Source organism: Pseudaestuariivita atlantica (genome assembly GCF_001205715.1).
Lineage (GTDB): Bacteria > Pseudomonadota > Alphaproteobacteria > Rhodobacterales > Rhodobacteraceae > Pseudaestuariivita > Pseudaestuariivita atlantica.
In genome coordinates this window covers 81,837-99,045 of record NZ_AQQZ01000004.1, presented here as the reverse complement: position 1 = coordinate 99,045, position 17,209 = coordinate 81,837, and the positions used below count along the sequence as shown (strand labels likewise).

The window sequence follows — 17,209 nt, the reverse complement described above, 5'->3', positions numbered from 1 at the left end:
GTCGCGCATTCAGGTGTCGGCGGCCCGTGTCAGCGACAGCCGCGCCGTTTCCAGGTGCTCTTTCATCTTGGCTGCCGCCCGCTCGGGCTCGCGCGAACGCACGGCGTTCAGAAGCTCCCGGTGCTGGGCGTTGTAATGCGCGATGATCTTCTGATCGAGCGTCAGGTGCCGCATCCGGGTCCATTCCCCCAGCGACCGCACCGTGTTGATCTGCTGGATCAGCCAGATGAGGAGGTTGTTGCGCGTCGCGCTCGCCAGGGCGCGGTGAAACTCGGTATCGGCCTCGGAAAAGGCAACCGGATCGCCGGACGCCGCCTCCATCCGCTGGCACAGCGCTTCGAGCTTGTCGAAATCTTCGTGCCGCCCATGCAGGACGACCAGCCGGCAGATATGCGGCTCCAGCGCGAAGCGGGCATCGATCAGTTCCAGCGGCGTGGCGTTCTGCACCACCGACGGAACCGTATTCTGCTCCGGTGCCGTCACGTAGGTGCCGGACCCCGCCCGCGTCTCCAGCAATCCCTCGCGTTCAAGCTGGTAGAGCGCGTCGCGCAGGGTGTTCCGGGCGACCCCGAATCGCTCTGCCAGCTGTCGGGAGGCCGGAAGCCGTTCGAATCGTCTGTACGTTCCGTTCTCGATCGAACGGCGCATTTCCGAGGCGATCTCTGCCGCACCAAGTCTGGGCATTTTTCAACCAGTGTTTGATCCAATACTAGGCCAAATTAACAAGATTTGGGCAAAACGCAAGCAATTGGATCAAAAAAGGTTGCTTTTTGGTCTGCATCGGGTCGAAGTGACGCACAGGGATGGCCGTGACCAGCCGACAATTCGCATGACAGTTTCGGGGCGCCGTGCAGGTGCCCGTTGTCGACAGCGGGACGTTGGAGAGGGATCGGCGCTCTTCCGGGCAAGGCCGGCAAACGGCCAGCACCGCACATAACGACAGGGAGTACGAAAACGTGGCCACCGATCTGGAACGCTTCGTAGACGCGCCGGGACGCGACGAGAAAATCAAGGAAGTCCGCGAGATGATCGACAGGTTGGGGATCGAGTATCTCTACCTGCAATTCGTCTCGGTCACCGGGAAGATCATGGGGAAAGGCATCCCCGCCGATCACTGGGAAAGCGTGGCCAAGAAGGGCTTCCAGCTGGTGTACGGCGCGACGGTCAACCTGTTCCTCGACCGCGCGGGCAACTACCTCGGATACGGGCCGGAAGCCGCCGAACTGGTCGGCATCCCCGAGCCGGAAACCTTCATGCAGCTGCCCTGGGCGCCGCAGATCGGGCGGATGTATTCGACCCTGTTCCGCAACCGCGAGGAAAAGGAAAATCCGGGTGGGTACCTGACGTCGGACGGGCGCGGCAACCTGCGCCGGATGCACGAGGAGTTCGAGAAGAAACACGGCCGTCGCCTGCGGATCGGGACCGAGCCGGAAATGATGTGGCTGAAGTTCGACGAGAACGGCAAGCCCAAGGACGGGTTCTCGAAACCCTACTGCTACCACATCGACCAGTTTGAATCGCTGCGCCCCGTTTCGATGCAGGTGATCAAGTACGCCCGCCAGATGGGCCTCGACATGATCCAGGGCGACCACGAGGACGCGCCCGGCCAGCTGGAACTGAACTGGATGTTCGACGACGTGCTGCGCAACGCCGACCGTCTGACCACGTATCGCCAGATCTGCGCGCAGGTCGCGCGTGAGCATGGCATCTTTGCCTGCTTCATGACCAAGCCGTTCATGGGCGTGTCGGCCTCGGGCTGCCACCACAACATGTCGCTCTGGCGCGGTGGCGAGGACGAGTTCGTCAAGTGCGGCAACGACCCCGACAACCTGCCGGGCATGCGCGACAACTACATGTACGTGAAAGGTGGCGAGAACACCTTCATGCCGGACGACGACGACCCGCAGATGCCGGGCAAGGAAGGGCTCGAGGCGATCGGTGGCGTCGTGCATCACCTGCAGGCTCTGACCTCGGTCGGGTGTTCGACGGTGAACTCGTACCGTCGCCTGTGGGACACGGGTTTCTGGGCGCCGGTCTTTGCCGACTGGGGTTTCCAGAACCGCACGACAGGTCTGCGCGTGTCGGCTCCGGGCCGGTTCGAATACCGCTCGGTCGACTCGATGGTGAACCCGTACATCATGGGCTCCACCCTCTTGGCGGCGATGGATGACGGGATCGACAACAAGCTGGATCCGGGCGAGCCGGAAGAGCGCAACATCTACGAAGCCATCGAACAGGGCAAGGAAGTGAAGAAGCTGCCGATGTCCCTGGGCGAGGCGCTCGATTTCCTGGCGGAAGACGAGGTCGTTCAGCGCGGCATGCCGGGCGAGATGTACCGCTTGTTCGAAGAGTACAAGCGCGACGAGTACGCCCGGTTCATGTCCACTGTGACCGACTGGGACAACGAAACCTACATGGAATGTCTGCCGTAAGACACGGCGGCGAAACGAAGCGGGTCGGGTGGCAAGCACCCGACCTACGATGCGGACGTAGGTCGGGTGATCCTCACCCGACCTGGTTGAAGGGAGGCGCACCGCAATGTGCGGAATTGCAGGACTGATCCACAAGGGCAAAAGCTCCAACGTCGGCGGCGAGATGACCGCGATGTTGCAGGCCCTCAAGCACCGGGGGCCGGACTCGACCGGCTACGCGGTGTACGGCGAGGCGGATGATGGCGACTATATCATGCGGCTCAAGGTCGCCGAGGCCGAAGACATGAACCGCGGTCGCGGCATCCACCAGGTGCTGGACGAGCGCATCGCCGCGGTCGAGGCCATCCTCGAAGAGAACGGCGCCAAGGTGAAATCGAAGGACCGCGTGCGCCCCTATGCGCTGCGGTATGTCATCAGCCATGACGGTGACACCGGCGAGATGGCCGAGCACATCGAAGAGACCGAGGGCGTCGAGATCCTGAGCCTCGGCAACGGCCTCGAACTGATCAAGGACCTTGGCGACGCGGCGGACGTTGCGGGCGCGTATGGCCTGAACGATTTCACCGGCACCCACGGCATCGGCCACACGCGGATGGCGACCGAGTCGGATGTCGACATCAAGTCGGCCCACCCCTACTGGGCGTTCCCCTACAACGACGTCAGCGTCGTGCATAACGGCCAGATTACCAACTACTGGATCATGCGCCGCGAGATGGAGCGCAAGGGCCACCGGTTCATGTCGAACTGCGACAGCGAATTGCTGGCGGTCTACACGGCGCACAACCTCGCGAACGGGGTGTCGCTGGAAGACAGCCTGCGCCGCTCGATCAAGGAGATCGACGGGGTCTTCACCTACCTGGTCTGCACCAAGGACCAGCTGGGCATGGCCAAGGACACGATGGCCGCGAAACCGCTGGTTCTGTACGAATCGGACGACCTGATCGCGATGGCCTCGGAAGAGGTCGCGATCCGCGCGATCCTGCCCCACGAAATCGACACGACTGACCCGTATGATGAGGAGGTCCGCGTATGGCAAGCGTGACTGACGCCGAACTCAAGGAAATGACCCAGGAAGAACGGGTCAAGGCCTTGGGCATGACGACCGAACAGCTGACCGGCAAGTCGCTGTACATTGAATTCGACCCCGATGCCGAGGAACGGTTCACGTATCCCTGGGCGCCCGACGTCGATTTCAACAAGCGGACCGAGCTGGATTGCGACGGGCTGACCACGACCGAGGTGAACGCCAAGGTGCGTGACCTGATGAACGAGGGCTACGGCACGGTCGTTCTGCAGAATCCGCGCGGCATGCACTCGCTGGGCGTCGGCATCCTGAACAAGCTGAACCTGATCATCGAGGGCTCGACCGGCTACTTCGCCGTCGGCCTGATCGACGGACCGAACGTGCGCATCAATGGCCGCGTCGGCTGGTCCTGTGGCGAGAACATGATGTCCGGCACGGTGATGATCGAGAAGAACGCAGGTTCGACCTTTGGCGCCGCGATGCGCGGTGGCGACCTGGTCTGCCGTGGTTCGGTCGGCTCCCGCACGGGCATCGACCAGAAGGGCGGCACGATCATCGTCGGTGGCGACACCGGCGCGCTGTCGGGCTTCATGATGCAGCGGGGCCGCATGGTGGTCTGCGGGAACGCAGGCAAGAACCTGGGCGACTCGATGTATGACGGCACGATCTATGTCGGTGGCGAGATCAAGTCGCTGGGCGTTGACGCGGTCACGGCCGAGTTGACCGACCTCGACAAGGCGTGGCTGACCCGCAAGCTCAAGCAATACGGCATGATGCCCGACAAGGGGGTGGATCACTTCACCAAGGTCGTCGCCGGCAAGATGCTGTGGAACTACGACAACCTCGAACCCAACGAGAAGAAACTGATCCTGTAATCGCCGGGTCGGGTGAAGATCACCCGACCTACGTAGGTCGGCTGCTTGCCAGCCGACCCCGCAAGAACAACCCAAGGGACGGCGCCCGGCACGGGTGGATGCCCTCACCTTTGGAAAGGACACGACATGGCAGACGGAGACATGCCCAAGAAACCGGCTCTCGCCCGCGATGTGAACCGCATCGGCGACAGCTTCATCTTCCCGCCCCGCGTGATGGATGACATCCACATCAAGTCCGAGCTTGGCCGCTACCGGATGCGGGGCTTCTCGCTCTTCAAGAAGATCCCGCACTGGGATGACCTGACGTTCATGCCGGGCACGCTGACGCGCTTCGTGATCGAAGGGTACCGCGAAAAGTGCGACACCGACGTCAAGATCGGCCCCCGCGCCAAGCGTCCGCTGGAGCTGGATATCCCGATCTACATCACCGGCATGTCCTTCGGCGCGCTGTCGTACGAGGCCAAGACCGCGCTGGCACGCGGCGCGACCATGGCAGGCACCGCGACCTGTTCCGGTGAAGGCGGGATGATCCCCGACGAGCGTCGCTACTCGTCCAAGTGGTTCTACCAGTGCATCCAGTCGCGTTACGGCTTCAACCCGAACCACCTGGTTCTGGCAGACGGCTGCGAATTCTTCATTGGCCAGGGCTGTAAGGTTGGCCTCGGCGGCCACCTGATGGGTCAGAAAGTGACCGACCAGGTTGCCGAGATGCGCTCGCTGCCCGCGGGCATCGACCAGCGCTCGCCCGCCCGTCACCCCGACTGGCTGGGCCCTGACGATCTGGCGCTGAAGATACAGGAGATCCGCGAAGCAACCGACTGGCAGATCCCGATCCAGCTGAAGCTGGGCGCGGCACGTGTCTATGACGACGTGCGGATGGCCGTGAAATGTGACCCGGACTCGATCTACATCGACGGGATGGAAGGCGGCACCGGCGCTGGCCCGCACCTTGCGACCGAGGACACGGGCGTTCCTGGCATCGCGGCGATCCGCCAGGCGCGGAAAGCCATCGACGACCTCGGCAAGCGCGGCGAGATCACGCTGATCTACGCCGGTGGTATCCGGAACGGCGCGGACGTGGCGAAAGCCATCGCGCTGGGTGCAGACGCCATCGCCATCGGTCACTCGGCCATGATGGCGCTGAACTGCAACAAGGACATCCCCGAGGCGAACTACCCCGAGGAAATCGGTGCCGAGCCCGGCTACTGCTACCACTGCCACACGGGCCGCTGCCCGGTGGGCGTGGCGACGCAGGACCCGGTCCTTCGCTCGCGGCTTGACCCGGACGAAGCGGCAGAGCGCGTGTACAACTTCCTGCACACGCTCACCATCGAGGCGCAGCTGTTTGCCCGCGCCTGCGGCAAGACCAATCTTCACTCTCTCGAGCCCGAAGATCTGGCCGCACTGACGATGGAAGCCTCGGCCATGGCGGGCGTTCCGCTGGCAGGCACCAACCACACGGTGGGCATCGAAGACTACCACCACCTCTAAGAGCCACACGTAGGGTGGGTGATTATCACCCACCCTACAGGACAGGAGACACTGCAATGGCAGGCACACAGTATCGCGGCTCGGAAATCACCGATGTCGACCAGTTCATCAACGACGCGGCGGGCCTTGGGTCCGAGCGTGAAAAGGAAATCGGGCAGCACATCGGCTATCGCTATGATGTGAACCTTGTTCCCGACTATGACCGGCTGACGCCGTTCCTGGCCAAGTACATGGAAACCATGGGCTGGGACGACCTCAACTGGCTGGAAGACGTGCACATGGGGTATGAAGAGGGCAAACCCGCCGTCTTCGACCGCAACATCAACGGCTGGGTTCGCATCCCGGACAGCATCGATCTGCCGGACAACCAGCAGGATCGCGACATGATCGCGCGCGAGCTGCTGATCAAGTTCCAGATGTCGGACCGTCACCCGCTGGTGACCCTGCGCAAGGCCTACATGAAGTTCTGATACATGCCGCGCCCGCTGCATATCGCCTGTCTGCAAACCCGGCCGATGCCGGATTTCGCCTCGGCCATCGACGAGGCGGTGCCCATGGCACATGCAGCCGCGAATGCGGGCGCGGATATCCTGTTCCTGCCGGAATATTGCGGCGGGTTGCGCAGCGAGGGGCGGGCCCTGCACCCGCCCGCCGCGACCGAAGACAAGCATGACGTGCTGCACGCGCTGCAGGCCTTTGCCGAAGAACGGCAGGTCTGGGTCAATGTCGGGTCCATCGCCGTCAAGGCGCCGGGCGGCAAGCTGGTCAATCGCGGCTACATGATCGCCCCGGACGGGAAGATCACGGGCCGCTTCGACAAGCTGCACCTGTTCGATGTCGACTTGGGCGAGGGCAAGACCTATCGCGAAAGCGACACGATCACCGCCGGTGGGTCCGCCGTGATCCACGATGTGGGCCTGGCCACTATCGGCCACACCATCTGTTACGACCTGCGGTTCCCGCAGCTTTACCGGACGCTGGCGAAATCGGGGGCAGAGATCCTCGCTGTACCGGCGGCCTTCACAAAGACAACGGGCGAGGCGCACTGGCATGTCCTGAACCGCGCCCGCGCGATCGAGAACACGCGCTTTGTCGTGTCGGCCTGCGCCATCGGGCCGATCCCCGGCGGAGACGAAAGCTATGGCCATTCGCTGGTCGTGTCGCCGTGGGGCGAGGTTCTGGCAGACGGCTCGACCCTGCCGGGCGTCGTGCACGCGCAGATCGACCTCGACGCCGTGGCAGAGGCCGAGGGCCGTGTTCCGTCGCTGTCCCATGACCGGCCCTTCGCGATCAACGCGTCGGCCTTAGAAAAGGATGTTGCATGACCTCGCTTGCCGCCACGTTCGGGACGTCATTCGCGGATCATCCCATGCGCAAGGCTTTCCTGCGCTGGCAGTGCCGCGTGCGCCAGATCGCGATGCGCGACAATGACGGGCGGCCCGACGACGCGATCATGCCCGCCGTTTTCCGTGACGGTGAAGATGCGCCGATGGGCCATATCATCACGGTGATGTCGAAGGCGCCCGGATACTCCGTCACGCCCGAGCTGAAGCACATGGCGGCCAAGACGAACGATCCTGCACAGCGGCGGCAGACGGCGGTCCAGTTCCTGTCGTCGTCCTATTACCAAAAGGCGAGCGAGTTCACCGATATCCTGACCGCGACCTTCCCGCCCGCATCGCCGGGCGCGGCGGCGCTGAGGGAGGCGGCAAGCGTGCGCCTGCGGTTCGAGGCCTACGCCCAGATGTTCGAATTGCGGTCCAAGGTCTGGCGGCTGGCGGAACATAACCCGCTGTGGCAGGCGACCATGGCGCATAACGCGCTGTTCAACCCCGCCCTCCCATCCGATAGCGTGGTTCTCGCGTTCGAGCCGGATTGGGAAGCGTCCACCTCGGAACCGGAGATTCGCTGATCTCATGGCCCGTGGATATGTCATCGCCCAGATCAACGTGACGGACCCACAGGCCTATCCGGGGTACGTGGCGCTGGTCGGGCCGACCGTCGAGAAGTTCGGCGGCGCGTTCCTGGTGCGGGGCGGGCGTTCGGAAAGCTTTGAAGGCACACCTCCGGGCAATCGCACGGTTGTGATCGAGTTTCCCTCTTATCAGGCTGCGCAGGATTGGTACCATTCTTCGGAATACGCGCCCGTTCGTGCGCTGCGGCAAGCCGCGTCGACGAGCGTCCAGACTATCGTGGAGGGAGTTGCATGACGAAACGCATCTGCATCATCGGGGCCGGCCCGTCGGGGTTGGCGCAATTGAGGGCCTTTCAATCGGCCAAGGCCAAGGGCGCCGAAATCCCCGAGATCGTGTGTTACGAAAAGCAACCCGATTGGGGTGGGCTGTGGCGCTATACGTGGCGGACAGGTGTGGACGAGCATGCCAACCCCTGCCACGGATCGATGTATCGCTACCTGTGGTCGAACGGGCCCAAGGAGGGTCTCGAATTCGCGGACTACACGTTCGAGGAGCACTTCGGCAAACCCATCGCAAGCTACCCGCCGCGCGCCGTTCTGTTCGATTACATCGAGGGCCGGGTGAAGAAGGCGGGTGTGCGCGACTGGATCAAGTTCAACACCATCGTGCGCGACGTCCGGAAGGTCGACGGCGGGTTCGAGGTTACCGCGCGTGATGGCGAGACCGACAGCGAGGAAACCAGCGTCTTTAACCACGTGATCGTGGCGACGGGGCACTTCAGTTTCCCGAACGTGCCGCATTATCCGGGGTTCGAGCAGTTCAACGGCCGCATCCTGCACGCCCACGATTTCCGCGACGCACGCGAGTTCGAGGGCAAGGACATCCTGATCCTCGGCACCTCGTATTCGGCAGAAGACATCGGCTCGCAATGCTGGAAGTACGGCGCCAGGTCGATCACCGTCGCCCACCGTACCGCGCCGATGGGATACGACTGGCCCGACAACTGGAAAGAGGTGCCGAAACTTGACCGGGTCGAGGGCAAGACGGCGCATTTCATCGACGGCACGTCCAAGGACGTGGACGCGATCATCCTGTGCACCGGGTACAAGCACCACTTCCCGTTCCTGCCCGACAGCCTGCGCCTGAAAACGGCGAACCGGCTGGCGGCGGATGATCTGTACAAGGGCGTGGTGTTCACCGGCGATACCGACATGTTCTACCTCGGCATGCAGGACCAGTGGTACACGTTCAACATGTTCGACGCGCAGGCGTGGTGGGTGCGGGATGTCATCATGGGCCGGATCGGCCTGCCCGATGCCGCCGCCATGGAGGCCGACTGGAAACAGCGGCAGGCCGACGAGGACGCGCTTGAGGATGACTATGCCTGCATCGCCTACCAGGGTGCCTACACCCAGGAACTGATCGACGAGACCGACTATCCTTCCTTCGATGTCGAGGCCGCCAACCAGGCCTTCTACGAATGGAAGAAGCACAAGAAGAAGGGGATCATGGAGTTCCGCAACCACGGATACACCAGTCCCATGACCGGTACGAAGGCTCCGCCGCATCACACGCCGTGGAAAGACGCGCTGGACGACAGTTTGGAGGACTATTTGCAAGTCTGACAAGAGCCGGCCCAAGAGGCGGGAGACCACCCGCACAAGAGGCCAAAACCGGCGGTACAGGCCGCCACAACTGGGAGTAAAGCAATGAAAGCTTTGAAAACACTGATTGCCGCATCGATGCTGGCGGCTCCGGCGGCAGCGTTCGCCGAAGACAGCAGCGATCCGATCATCATTCCGATCCACAACTGGTCGTCGCAGATCGTGATGTCCAACGTGGTCGGCCAGATGTTCGAGGAAATGGGCAACTCGGTCGAATACATCACCACCGACAGCCAGGCCGTGTATGAATCGGTCCGCCTCGGTGACGTGACGCTGGAACTGGAAGTCTGGGAAGGCGCGTTCGGCCAGTCGTTCCGCACCGCGCTGGAAAAGGGCGGTCTGCATGACGCGGGCGACCACGACGCGGTGACCCGCGAAGACTGGTGGTACCCGATGTGGACCAAGGATGCCTGCCCCGGCCTGCCGGACTGGAAAGCCCTGAACGAGTGCGCGTCGCTCTTCAAGACGGCGGAATCGGGTGACAAGGGCATGTACCTTGACGGCCCCGTCGACTGGCTGAAGCACGGCAAGGAACGTGTCGAAGCGCTCGACATGGACTTCATCGTGGTCAACGCCGGTTCGGCAGCCGCGCTCTGGGCCCACATTGGCCAGGCCGAAGCCGACAAGAAGCCGATCGTGGTCTTCAACTGGACGCCGAACTTTGCCGAGGCCGTGTGGCCGGGTGAATTCGTCGAATTCCCCGAGTGGGAAGCCGGCTGTGACACCGATCCGTCCAAGGGTCCGAACCCGAATGCCCTGTATGACTGCGGCAACCCGGCGACCGGTTACCTGAAGAAGGCCGCGTGGGACGGCATGAAGGACAAGTGGCCGACCGCGTACTGCGTTCTGAGCAACATCTCCTTCACCAACCCGCAGATCGCCGAGATGGCCAAGCTGGTCGACACCGACGAGCTGGAGCCGGAAGAGGCGGCGGCGGAGTGGCTGGAAGCCAACCGTGACGTTGTCGAACCCTGGATGAACAGCTGCAAGTCGTAAGACAGGCATCATCCTGAAAACGAAAGCCGTCCCGCGACATGCGCGGGGCGGACTTTGACCCAAGAAAGATCAAAATGTCCGACACGCCCGTTATTTCCGCCAGAAACGTCTGGAAGTTGTTCGGCGCCAAGCCCGAGGCCTACCTTGCCTCGATGCCCGCTGGCCACAGCTATGAACAGATCCGCGAGGACGGCTACATCGCAGGGGTCAAGGACGTCTCGATCGAGGTCGCCCGTGGCGAGATGCTGGTCATCATGGGCCTGTCCGGATCGGGCAAGTCGACGCTGGTGCGCTGTTTCTCGCGCCTGCACGACATCACCGGCGGCACCATCGAAATCGACGGACAGGACATCGGCGCGTTCAACGAGAAAGAGCTGATCGACCTGCGCCGGTCCAAGATGGGGATGGTGTTCCAGTCCTTCGGGCTGCTTCCCCACCGCACGGTTCTGGAAAACGTGGCCTTCCCGCTGGAAATGCGCGGGCAGGACCGCCACGACCGCCGCGACCGTGCGCTGGAAGTCATCAGGCTGGTCGGCCTCGAAGGCCGCGAAGAATATTACCCACGTGAATTGTCGGGCGGTCAGCAGCAGCGGGTGGGAATCGCCCGGTCGCTCGCCATCGAACCCGACATCTGGTTCCTCGACGAGCCGTTCAGCGCGCTCGACCCGCTGATCCGGCGCGAGATGCAGGACGAGTTCCTGCGCCTGCAGGACATGCTGGGCAAGACCATCGTCTTCATCACCCACGATTTCGACGAGGCGCTGCGCCTCGCCGACCGCATTGCCATCATGAAGGACGGCGCGGTCGAACAATGCGACACGCCAGACCGGATCGTGCTGAACCCCGCGACCGAATACGTGCGCAAGTTCACCGAAGAGATCGACAAGGCCCGCGTCGTGCATGCGGGCGTGCTGGTGCAGGAGGGCCTGACCGGAGAGGGAGAGCCCGTCGCCGCCTCTGACACGATCCAGTCGCTCGCGCGGCGGCTTGTCAATGACGCTTCCGACGCCATTCCGGTCAAGATGGCCGATGGCGCGATCAAGGCCATGCCGCGCGCCGAGGCGCTGGGCGTTCTCTTGGGTGACGGGGCATGACCGACGCGGTCGCCCATCCCCCCCCGTCCGAGCCGCGCGCCGGATTGTCCACGCGGGCCCGCGTCCTGATCGGCCTGTTCGGGGCGGCGGTCATCCTGACGCTATTGCGCCCGTTCCTGCCGGATGCGCTGATCCGTGTGCCGGAATGGGCCATCCCGCCGCTTGAACCTGCGCTCGACGCCATCTTTGCCTGGTTCCAGAACGACCTGGGCCTGATCCACGTCACCCGGGCGATATCCGGCTGGCTGGGCGTTGCGATCGATGCCGCCGCGAACCTGCTTTACGGCAAATCGCGCTGGCCACGCCTTGACGCGCTGCCTTGGTCGGCTGTGGCCGGCGTGGCGGCGGTGCTGGGCTGGTGGCTTGGCGGTTGGAAACTTTCGCTTCTGGCCGGGGGCACCTTCGTCTGGACCGCGCTGATGGGCCAGTGGAAATGGACGATGGAGACGATGTCCGTCATCGTCATCGCCGCGCCCGTGTCCTTCGTGATCGGCCTGATCCTCGGGATCAGCGCGTGGAAATGGAAACGTTTCGAACGCGCGATCCGTCCGATCCTCGCCATCCTTCAGACGCTCCCCTTCTACACCTACCTCCTGCCCGCCGTGATTTTCTTCAAGGTAGGCCCAACGGCGGCGTCGGTCGCGACCATCGTCTATGCCATGCCGCCGATGATCCTGATGACGGCGGTGGGCCTGAAAAAGGTCCCGCCCGAGGTGGTCGAGGCCGGCAAGATGGCCGGCTGCACCCGCTGGCAGATGCTGACCCGCGTCTTCATCCCCTCGGCCCGGTCCGAGATCCTCGTGGGTCTCAACCAGGTCATCATGCTGTCGCTAGCGATGGTCGTCCTGACGGCCTTCATTGGGATGCCGGGGCTAGGTGCGAAACTGCTCGCCATGATGAACTCTTTCAAGCTGGGCCGCTCGTTCGAGATCGGGATCACCATCGTGCTCCTCGCCATCACGCTTGACCGGCTGTCGAAGGCATGGGTGGTGAAGCAGCCCGAGCATTTCGAAAAGGGCACCCCGTGGTGGCAGCGCCATTTTTTCCTGGTTCTCGGCATCGCGACCTTCGTCTTCTTCCTCCTCGTCGCGCAGGTCGTCCCCTATCTCGACGAGATCGGGCGGCGTCAGGCCTTCTCGATGGGCAAGGAAATCGACACGGCGATGAAGACCGCGCTGGCCTGGGACTGGGTGCAGGCCACGACGAATGGCATCCGCTACTTCTTCAACCTCTTCATCCTGATCCCCACGGAAAACGCGCTGCTCTACGTGCCGACCTTCGCGGTGATCGCGGCGGTGGCGGGGATCTGTTATGCGCTGGGCGGCGCGCAGCCCGCGATCATCGGCGCGGTCTTCTTCACGACGGTGGCGTTCTTCGGCTGGTGGGACCGGGCGATGCTGACGCTCCATTCAACCGTGACGGCGGTGCTGCTGGCAGTGCTGATCGGGATGCCCATCGCGATCTGGGCGTCACGGTCGGCGCGGGCCTCGCGGGGGGCGATCTTTGTCTGCGACACGGCACAGACCTTTCCGTCCTTCATCTACCTGCTGCCCGCCATCATGCTGTTCGGCATCTCGCCCATCACGGTGATCCTGTCGATCCTGATCTACACGATGGTTCCGGTAATCCGGTACACGATCGAAGGCCTGCGCGGCGTACCTGTCGAGCTGACCGAAGCCGCGGACATGGCCGGCGCCACGCGCTGGCAAAAGCTGAAGAACGTGCAGCTGCCGCTGGCCATGCCGACCATCGCGGTGGGCCTGAACCAGGCGCTGATGTTCGCCTTCTTCATGGTCATCATCGCCGCCTTCATCGGCACGCGGGACATCGGGCAGGAATTGCAGCGCACGCTCGCCGGGACACATCTGGGCAAGAACTTTGTCCTCGGCTTCTCGGTCGTGTTCATGGCGCTGACCTTCGACATCGCGATCAACGCATGGGCCGAACGCCGCCGCCGCGCGCTGGGGCTGGCGTGATGCGACCGCGCAGCGAGACACGCACGCAAGGGCGGGGCGAGCGGCCATGAACAAACCTTCCTTCATCGAACATCCGTGGGAGCGCGCGGGTGTCGTCGCACCCGGCCTGCCCATCCTGCCGCATGGTGTCGAACGGCACCCCGTGCCGGGTGGTGGATCGCGCGCCGTGCCGATCTTCAAGGGGGACGAGATCAGCGTTGTCGACCGCGACGGCCTGCAACCGGGTGAGATGGTCGTCTTCGCCCCAGACCGGACCAGCGACGCGGGCTATCTCGGCACGACGGGCCACGGCAAACCGCAGGGGATCATCGACACTTTGGCGAACGGATCACGTTCGGGGGCCAAGGTTCTGGCCGCACTGTCCGCCGCCGGGTTCGACATCGGCAAGGGCGACGCGATCAAACTGTTCGAAGGCGGCTCCCGCCCCGGCGACAGCGTCGACTTCACGGCCGAGACCGACGGCCTCCTGATACTCGCCGCACCTAGCGCCCCGATGTCGCCCGAGACGCAGGACACCGCGACCGACCTCGCGCTCTATATCCGCCGGGCCGATCCGAACATGGGCAAGGTGCCGGGCCAGCCCGCCGACCCGCTGGCCGACCCGCTGCACGACGCCAATATCCAGCCGGGCAACGCCCACGCCTACGAGGTGAAGGCCGGCGAATACATCCAGATCCTCGACGTGCAGGGGCGGGAGTGCAGCGACTTCCAGGCGTTTTCCCTTCGCGCGCTCGACAAGGGGATCGAGAGGGAGATCGACCCGACCACCACCCGCTCCCTGATGGGCAGCCTTTATCCCGGACCCGGCATCTTCTCGAAATACTGGTCGGTCGATCAGGAACCGCTGGTCGAGATCATCCAGGACACCTGCGGGCGCCACGACACGTTCGGGCTGGCCTGCACGGCGCGGTATTACGAAGACCTGGGCTATCCCGGCCACGTAAATTGTTCGGACAACATGAACGCCGACTTGGCGCGGTTCGACATCCGCCCGCGCGGCGGCTGGCCGGCGATCAACTTCTTCTTCAACACGATGCTGGACGACACCAACGCCATCGGCATGGACGATCCGTGGTCGCGCCCCGGTGACTACGTGCTGTTGCGCGCGCTCAGCGATCTTGTCTGCGTCTCCACCGCATGTCCGTGCGATGTGGACCCCGCGAACGGGTGGAACCCCACCGATATCCAGGTGCGGACCTACCGCGCCAACGAAGACTTCCAGCGGAGCGTCGGCTACCGCAAATCGGCGGAGGCGGATGTGGAAGAGACCAAGAAAACCGCGTTTCATGACTGCTTTGCGCGGCACACCGAAGATTTCGTCGAATATGCCGGGTACTGGCTGCCGAACACCTTCCCGTCGATCGGCTCGATTGGGGAATACTGGGCGGTGCGCGAAAAGGCCGCCGTGATGGACCTGTCGCCGTTGCGCAAGTACGAGGTCACGGGCCCTGACGCCGAAGAGCTGATGCAGGCCTGCGTGACCCGCAACATGAAGAAGCTGTCGGTCGGGCAGGTGAGCTATACCGCCATGTGTTACGAGCACGGCGGGATGATCGACGACGGCACCGTCTACCGGTTGGGAGAGACGAACTTCCGCTGGATCGGGGGCAACGACACGTCGGGCCTGTGGCTGAAGGAACAGGCGCAGAAGCGCGGACTGAACGCTTGGGTGCGCAACTCGACCGACCAGTTGCACAACATCGCGGTGCAGGGGCGGCTGTCGCGCGACATTCTCAGCCAGATTTTCTGGACCCCGCCGACGCAGACCAAGGTGGAGGACCTGCCGTGGTTCCGCCTGACGGTCGCGCGGGTGGGTGACGTAAGCGGCACCTCGGTCGTCATCTCCCGCACCGGGTATTCCGGCGAGTTGGGCTACGAGATCTTCTGCCACCCCAAGGACGCGGTCGAGATTTTCGACAAGGTCTGGGAAGTGGGTGAGCCGATGGGGATGAAGCCGCTCGGCCTTGGCGCGCTCGACATGATGCGGATCGAGGCGGGGTTGATCTTTGCGGGCTCGGAATTCGACGACACGACCGATCCGTGGGAGGCGGGCATCGGGTTCACCGTGCCGTTGAAGTCGAAGGAAGACGATTTCATCGGGCGCGCCGCTTTGGAAGAGCGCAAGGCGCATCCGCACCGCAAGCTCGTGGGGTTCGAGATCGAGGGCGGCACCGTACCGTCGCCCGGCGATTGCGTGCGCATGGGCAAAGCGCAGGTGGGGGAAATCACCTCGGCCATGAAGTCGCCTTACCTCGGCAAGGTGATCGCGCTGGGCCGCGTGGCCGTGACGCATGCAGAGGTCGGGACCGAGATCGAAATCGGCCAGCTTGACGGCATGCAGAAACGCCTCAAGGCCCGCATCGTGCCCTTCCCGCATTTCGACCCAACGAAAGAGCGGGTGAAGGGCAACTACGCGTGACCCTCTTCACCGGCGACGCTGCGCCGGGGTTTCCATATTGGTGGGAGGGGGCGGAGTGGCCTGCCCTCGACAGGGGCCTCTCATCCGCCCTGATGGGCGGCCTCGATCTGTTGATCATCGGCGCCGGGTACACCGGGTTGTCCGCCGCGATTGCCGCGCATGATGCGGGGGCCAAGGTGTCAGTGGTGGATGCCGGGCAGCCGGGACATGGCGCGTCGACCCGCAATGGCGGGATGGTGGGCGCGCATCCTCGGCTTGGGTGGGACAAGCTGGCTTCCTTGTACGGGGACGAGGTGGCCGATGCGGTGTTTGTCGAGGCCAAACCGTCGCTGGACTTCGTGAAGGACCTGATCGCGCGGGAAGGGATGGACTGCGATTTTCAGGAGACCGGGCGTATCCAGTTGGCGTGGACGCGGAGTCATTTCGAGGGGCAGGAACGGCTGGCGGACAAGGTCGTCGAACGCTCGGGCCTGCCGTGCGAGGTGGTGCAGAAGGCCGATCTGGGGCGCGAAATCGGGACGGAGGCGTATCACGGCGGGCTGCTGTTCCCCACCCACGCGGCGTTGCATCCACGCAAGTATCACGATGGTCTGCTGGCGGCGGTGCTGAAGCGGGATGTGCCGGTGATTGGTGACTGCCGTGCGGGGTATCCCGAGGTGGATGGCGGTGGTTACGTGGTGGACACCCCCAAGGGCCGCATCCGCGCGGGGAAGGTGCTGCTGGCGACCAATGGCTACACGCCGCCCGGCTTTGGCAAGCTGTCGCGGCAGGTCTTCCCGCTACCGTCCTTCCTGATCGCGACCGAGCCTGTGTCGGCCAACCTGTTGGGGCAGTTGGCGCCGGGCAAGCGCATGATGGTCGAGACGCGGGCGCGTCATTCCTATTTCCGGCTTTCGCCGGACGGGACGCGGGTGCTGTATGGCGGGCGGGCGGCGATGGTGGATATTGACCTGACCCGCGCGGCGCGGCGGCTGCGGGAGACGATGCTGGAGGTCTGGCCCGCGCTGGAGGGCGTGAAGCTGAGCCATGTCTGGACCGGCAACACCGGGTACTCGTTCACGCATATGCCGAATGTCGGGTCGGATGGCGGGTTGCACTGGGCGATGGGGTTTTCCGGGTCGGGGACCGTGATGGCGCCGTACCTGGGGGCAAAGGCCGCGTGGCAGGCTTTGGGCGATCCGCGGGGGGAGACGGCGTATTCGCGGACGACATTGCGGTCGTCGTGGCTGCATCCGGGCGGTCGCCCATGGTTCCTGCAGGCGGCGAACCTTTGGTACAAGGCGGTGGTGGACCGGGCGCAGAACTGGCAGGCGCGACGGTAG

At 63.9% G+C, this 17,209-nt stretch carries 15 protein-coding genes; 14 read left to right on the top strand and 1 reads right to left on the bottom strand.

Features of this window, described 5'->3' with window-relative positions; all coding sequences use genetic code 11:
- Positions 1-9: 9 nt before the first annotated feature.
- On the bottom strand, positions 10-684 hold the full coding sequence (locus tag ATO11_RS09915) for a FadR/GntR family transcriptional regulator (protein ID WP_050530715.1): 675 nt from the start codon (positions 682-684) through the stop codon (positions 10-12).
- Between the two features lie 272 nt (positions 685-956).
- Here ATO11_RS09915 and ATO11_RS09910 point away from each other — a divergent pair, with 272 nt between their 5' ends.
- The 14 genes from ATO11_RS09910 to ATO11_RS09845 all read left to right on the top strand — a co-directional run bounded on the left by ATO11_RS09910 (position 957) and on the right by ATO11_RS09845 (position 17,209).
- Positions 957-2,432, top strand: a complete 1,476-nt coding sequence (locus ATO11_RS09910; RefSeq protein WP_050530714.1) for a glutamine synthetase family protein — start codon at positions 957-959, stop codon at positions 2,430-2,432.
- Between the two features lie 106 nt (positions 2,433-2,538).
- The gene (locus tag ATO11_RS09905; RefSeq protein WP_050530713.1) at positions 2,539-3,474 is read left to right on the top strand and encodes a class II glutamine amidotransferase domain-containing protein; all 936 of its coding nucleotides are present in this window, start codon (positions 2,539-2,541) and stop codon (positions 3,472-3,474) included.
- On the top strand, positions 3,462-4,331 hold the full coding sequence (locus ATO11_RS09900; protein WP_050530712.1) for a GltB/FmdC/FwdC-like GXGXG domain-containing protein: 870 nt from the start codon (positions 3,462-3,464) through the stop codon (positions 4,329-4,331). Before ATO11_RS09905 ends, ATO11_RS09900 begins: the two co-directional genes overlap by 13 nt.
- A gap of 126 nt (positions 4,332-4,457) precedes the next feature.
- Positions 4,458-5,822 (top strand): FMN-binding glutamate synthase family protein, encoded by a 1,365-nt coding sequence (locus ATO11_RS09895; protein WP_050530711.1) that lies wholly within the window; start codon positions 4,458-4,460, stop codon positions 5,820-5,822.
- A 56-nt stretch (positions 5,823-5,878) separates the two neighbouring features.
- Positions 5,879-6,292 (top strand): hypothetical protein, encoded by a 414-nt coding sequence (locus ATO11_RS09890; RefSeq protein ID WP_050530710.1) that lies wholly within the window; start codon positions 5,879-5,881, stop codon positions 6,290-6,292.
- Between the two features lie 3 nt (positions 6,293-6,295).
- Positions 6,296-7,147 carry a carbon-nitrogen hydrolase family protein gene (locus ATO11_RS09885; RefSeq protein WP_050530709.1) on the top strand — a complete coding sequence of 284 codons (852 nt, stop codon included), beginning with the start codon at positions 6,296-6,298 and terminating at the stop codon, positions 7,145-7,147.
- On the top strand, positions 7,144-7,734 hold the full coding sequence (locus tag ATO11_RS09880) for a hypothetical protein (RefSeq protein WP_050530708.1): 591 nt from the start codon (positions 7,144-7,146) through the stop codon (positions 7,732-7,734). The genes ATO11_RS09885 and ATO11_RS09880 overlap by 4 nt, the downstream gene beginning before the upstream one ends.
- 4 nt (positions 7,735-7,738) lie before the next feature.
- Positions 7,739-8,032, top strand: coding sequence for a DUF1330 domain-containing protein (locus tag ATO11_RS09875; protein ID WP_050530707.1), 294 nt, complete (start codon positions 7,739-7,741; stop codon positions 8,030-8,032).
- A complete protein-coding gene (locus tag ATO11_RS09870) occupies positions 8,029-9,363 on the top strand; it encodes an NAD(P)-binding domain-containing protein (protein WP_050530706.1) in 1,335 nt (444 codons plus the stop codon). The genes ATO11_RS09875 and ATO11_RS09870 overlap by 4 nt, the downstream gene beginning before the upstream one ends.
- A gap of 84 nt (positions 9,364-9,447) precedes the next feature.
- Entirely contained in the window at positions 9,448-10,398 is a 951-nt protein-coding gene (locus tag ATO11_RS09865; RefSeq protein ID WP_050530705.1) for an ABC transporter substrate-binding protein, read from the top strand.
- 74 nt (positions 10,399-10,472) lie between these two features.
- Positions 10,473-11,492 carry a quaternary amine ABC transporter ATP-binding protein gene (locus ATO11_RS09860; RefSeq protein ID WP_050530704.1) on the top strand — a complete coding sequence of 340 codons (1,020 nt, stop codon included), beginning with the start codon at positions 10,473-10,475 and terminating at the stop codon, positions 11,490-11,492.
- Positions 11,489-13,468: an ABC transporter permease gene (locus ATO11_RS09855; RefSeq protein WP_050530703.1), complete on the top strand. Its 1,980-nt coding sequence runs from the start codon at positions 11,489-11,491 to the stop codon at positions 13,466-13,468. Before ATO11_RS09860 ends, ATO11_RS09855 begins: the two co-directional genes overlap by 4 nt.
- Positions 13,469-13,514: 46 nt before the next feature.
- Positions 13,515-15,887, top strand: coding sequence for a trimethylamine N-oxide demethylase (locus ATO11_RS09850; protein ID WP_050530702.1), 2,373 nt, complete (start codon positions 13,515-13,517; stop codon positions 15,885-15,887).
- Entirely contained in the window at positions 15,884-17,209 is a 1,326-nt protein-coding gene (locus ATO11_RS09845) for an NAD(P)/FAD-dependent oxidoreductase (RefSeq protein ID WP_050530701.1), read from the top strand. Before ATO11_RS09850 ends, ATO11_RS09845 begins: the two co-directional genes overlap by 4 nt.

What these genes read in the sequence shown, in the direction of transcription:
- ATO11_RS09915 (WP_050530715.1), bottom strand. Translation starts at nt 684, where the DNA reads ATGCCCAGACTTGGTGCGGCAGAGATCGCCTCGGAAATGCGCCGTTCG.
- ATO11_RS09905 (WP_050530713.1), top strand. Translation starts at nt 2,539, where the DNA reads ATGTGCGGAATTGCAGGACTGATCCACAAGGGCAAAAGCTCCAACGTC.
- ATO11_RS09900 (WP_050530712.1), top strand. Translation starts at nt 3,462, where the DNA reads ATGGCAAGCGTGACTGACGCCGAACTCAAGGAAATGACCCAGGAAGAA.
- ATO11_RS09895 (WP_050530711.1), top strand. Translation starts at nt 4,458, where the DNA reads ATGGCAGACGGAGACATGCCCAAGAAACCGGCTCTCGCCCGCGATGTG.
- ATO11_RS09890 (WP_050530710.1), top strand. Translation starts at nt 5,879, where the DNA reads ATGGCAGGCACACAGTATCGCGGCTCGGAAATCACCGATGTCGACCAG.
- ATO11_RS09885 (WP_050530709.1), top strand. Translation starts at nt 6,296, where the DNA reads ATGCCGCGCCCGCTGCATATCGCCTGTCTGCAAACCCGGCCGATGCCG.
- ATO11_RS09880 (WP_050530708.1), top strand. Translation starts at nt 7,144, where the DNA reads ATGACCTCGCTTGCCGCCACGTTCGGGACGTCATTCGCGGATCATCCC.
- ATO11_RS09875 (WP_050530707.1), top strand. Translation starts at nt 7,739, where the DNA reads ATGGCCCGTGGATATGTCATCGCCCAGATCAACGTGACGGACCCACAG.
- ATO11_RS09870 (WP_050530706.1), top strand. Translation starts at nt 8,029, where the DNA reads ATGACGAAACGCATCTGCATCATCGGGGCCGGCCCGTCGGGGTTGGCG.
- ATO11_RS09865 (WP_050530705.1), top strand. Translation starts at nt 9,448, where the DNA reads ATGAAAGCTTTGAAAACACTGATTGCCGCATCGATGCTGGCGGCTCCG.
- ATO11_RS09860 (WP_050530704.1), top strand. Translation starts at nt 10,473, where the DNA reads ATGTCCGACACGCCCGTTATTTCCGCCAGAAACGTCTGGAAGTTGTTC.
- ATO11_RS09855 (WP_050530703.1), top strand. Translation starts at nt 11,489, where the DNA reads ATGACCGACGCGGTCGCCCATCCCCCCCCGTCCGAGCCGCGCGCCGGA.
- ATO11_RS09850 (WP_050530702.1), top strand. Translation starts at nt 13,515, where the DNA reads ATGAACAAACCTTCCTTCATCGAACATCCGTGGGAGCGCGCGGGTGTC.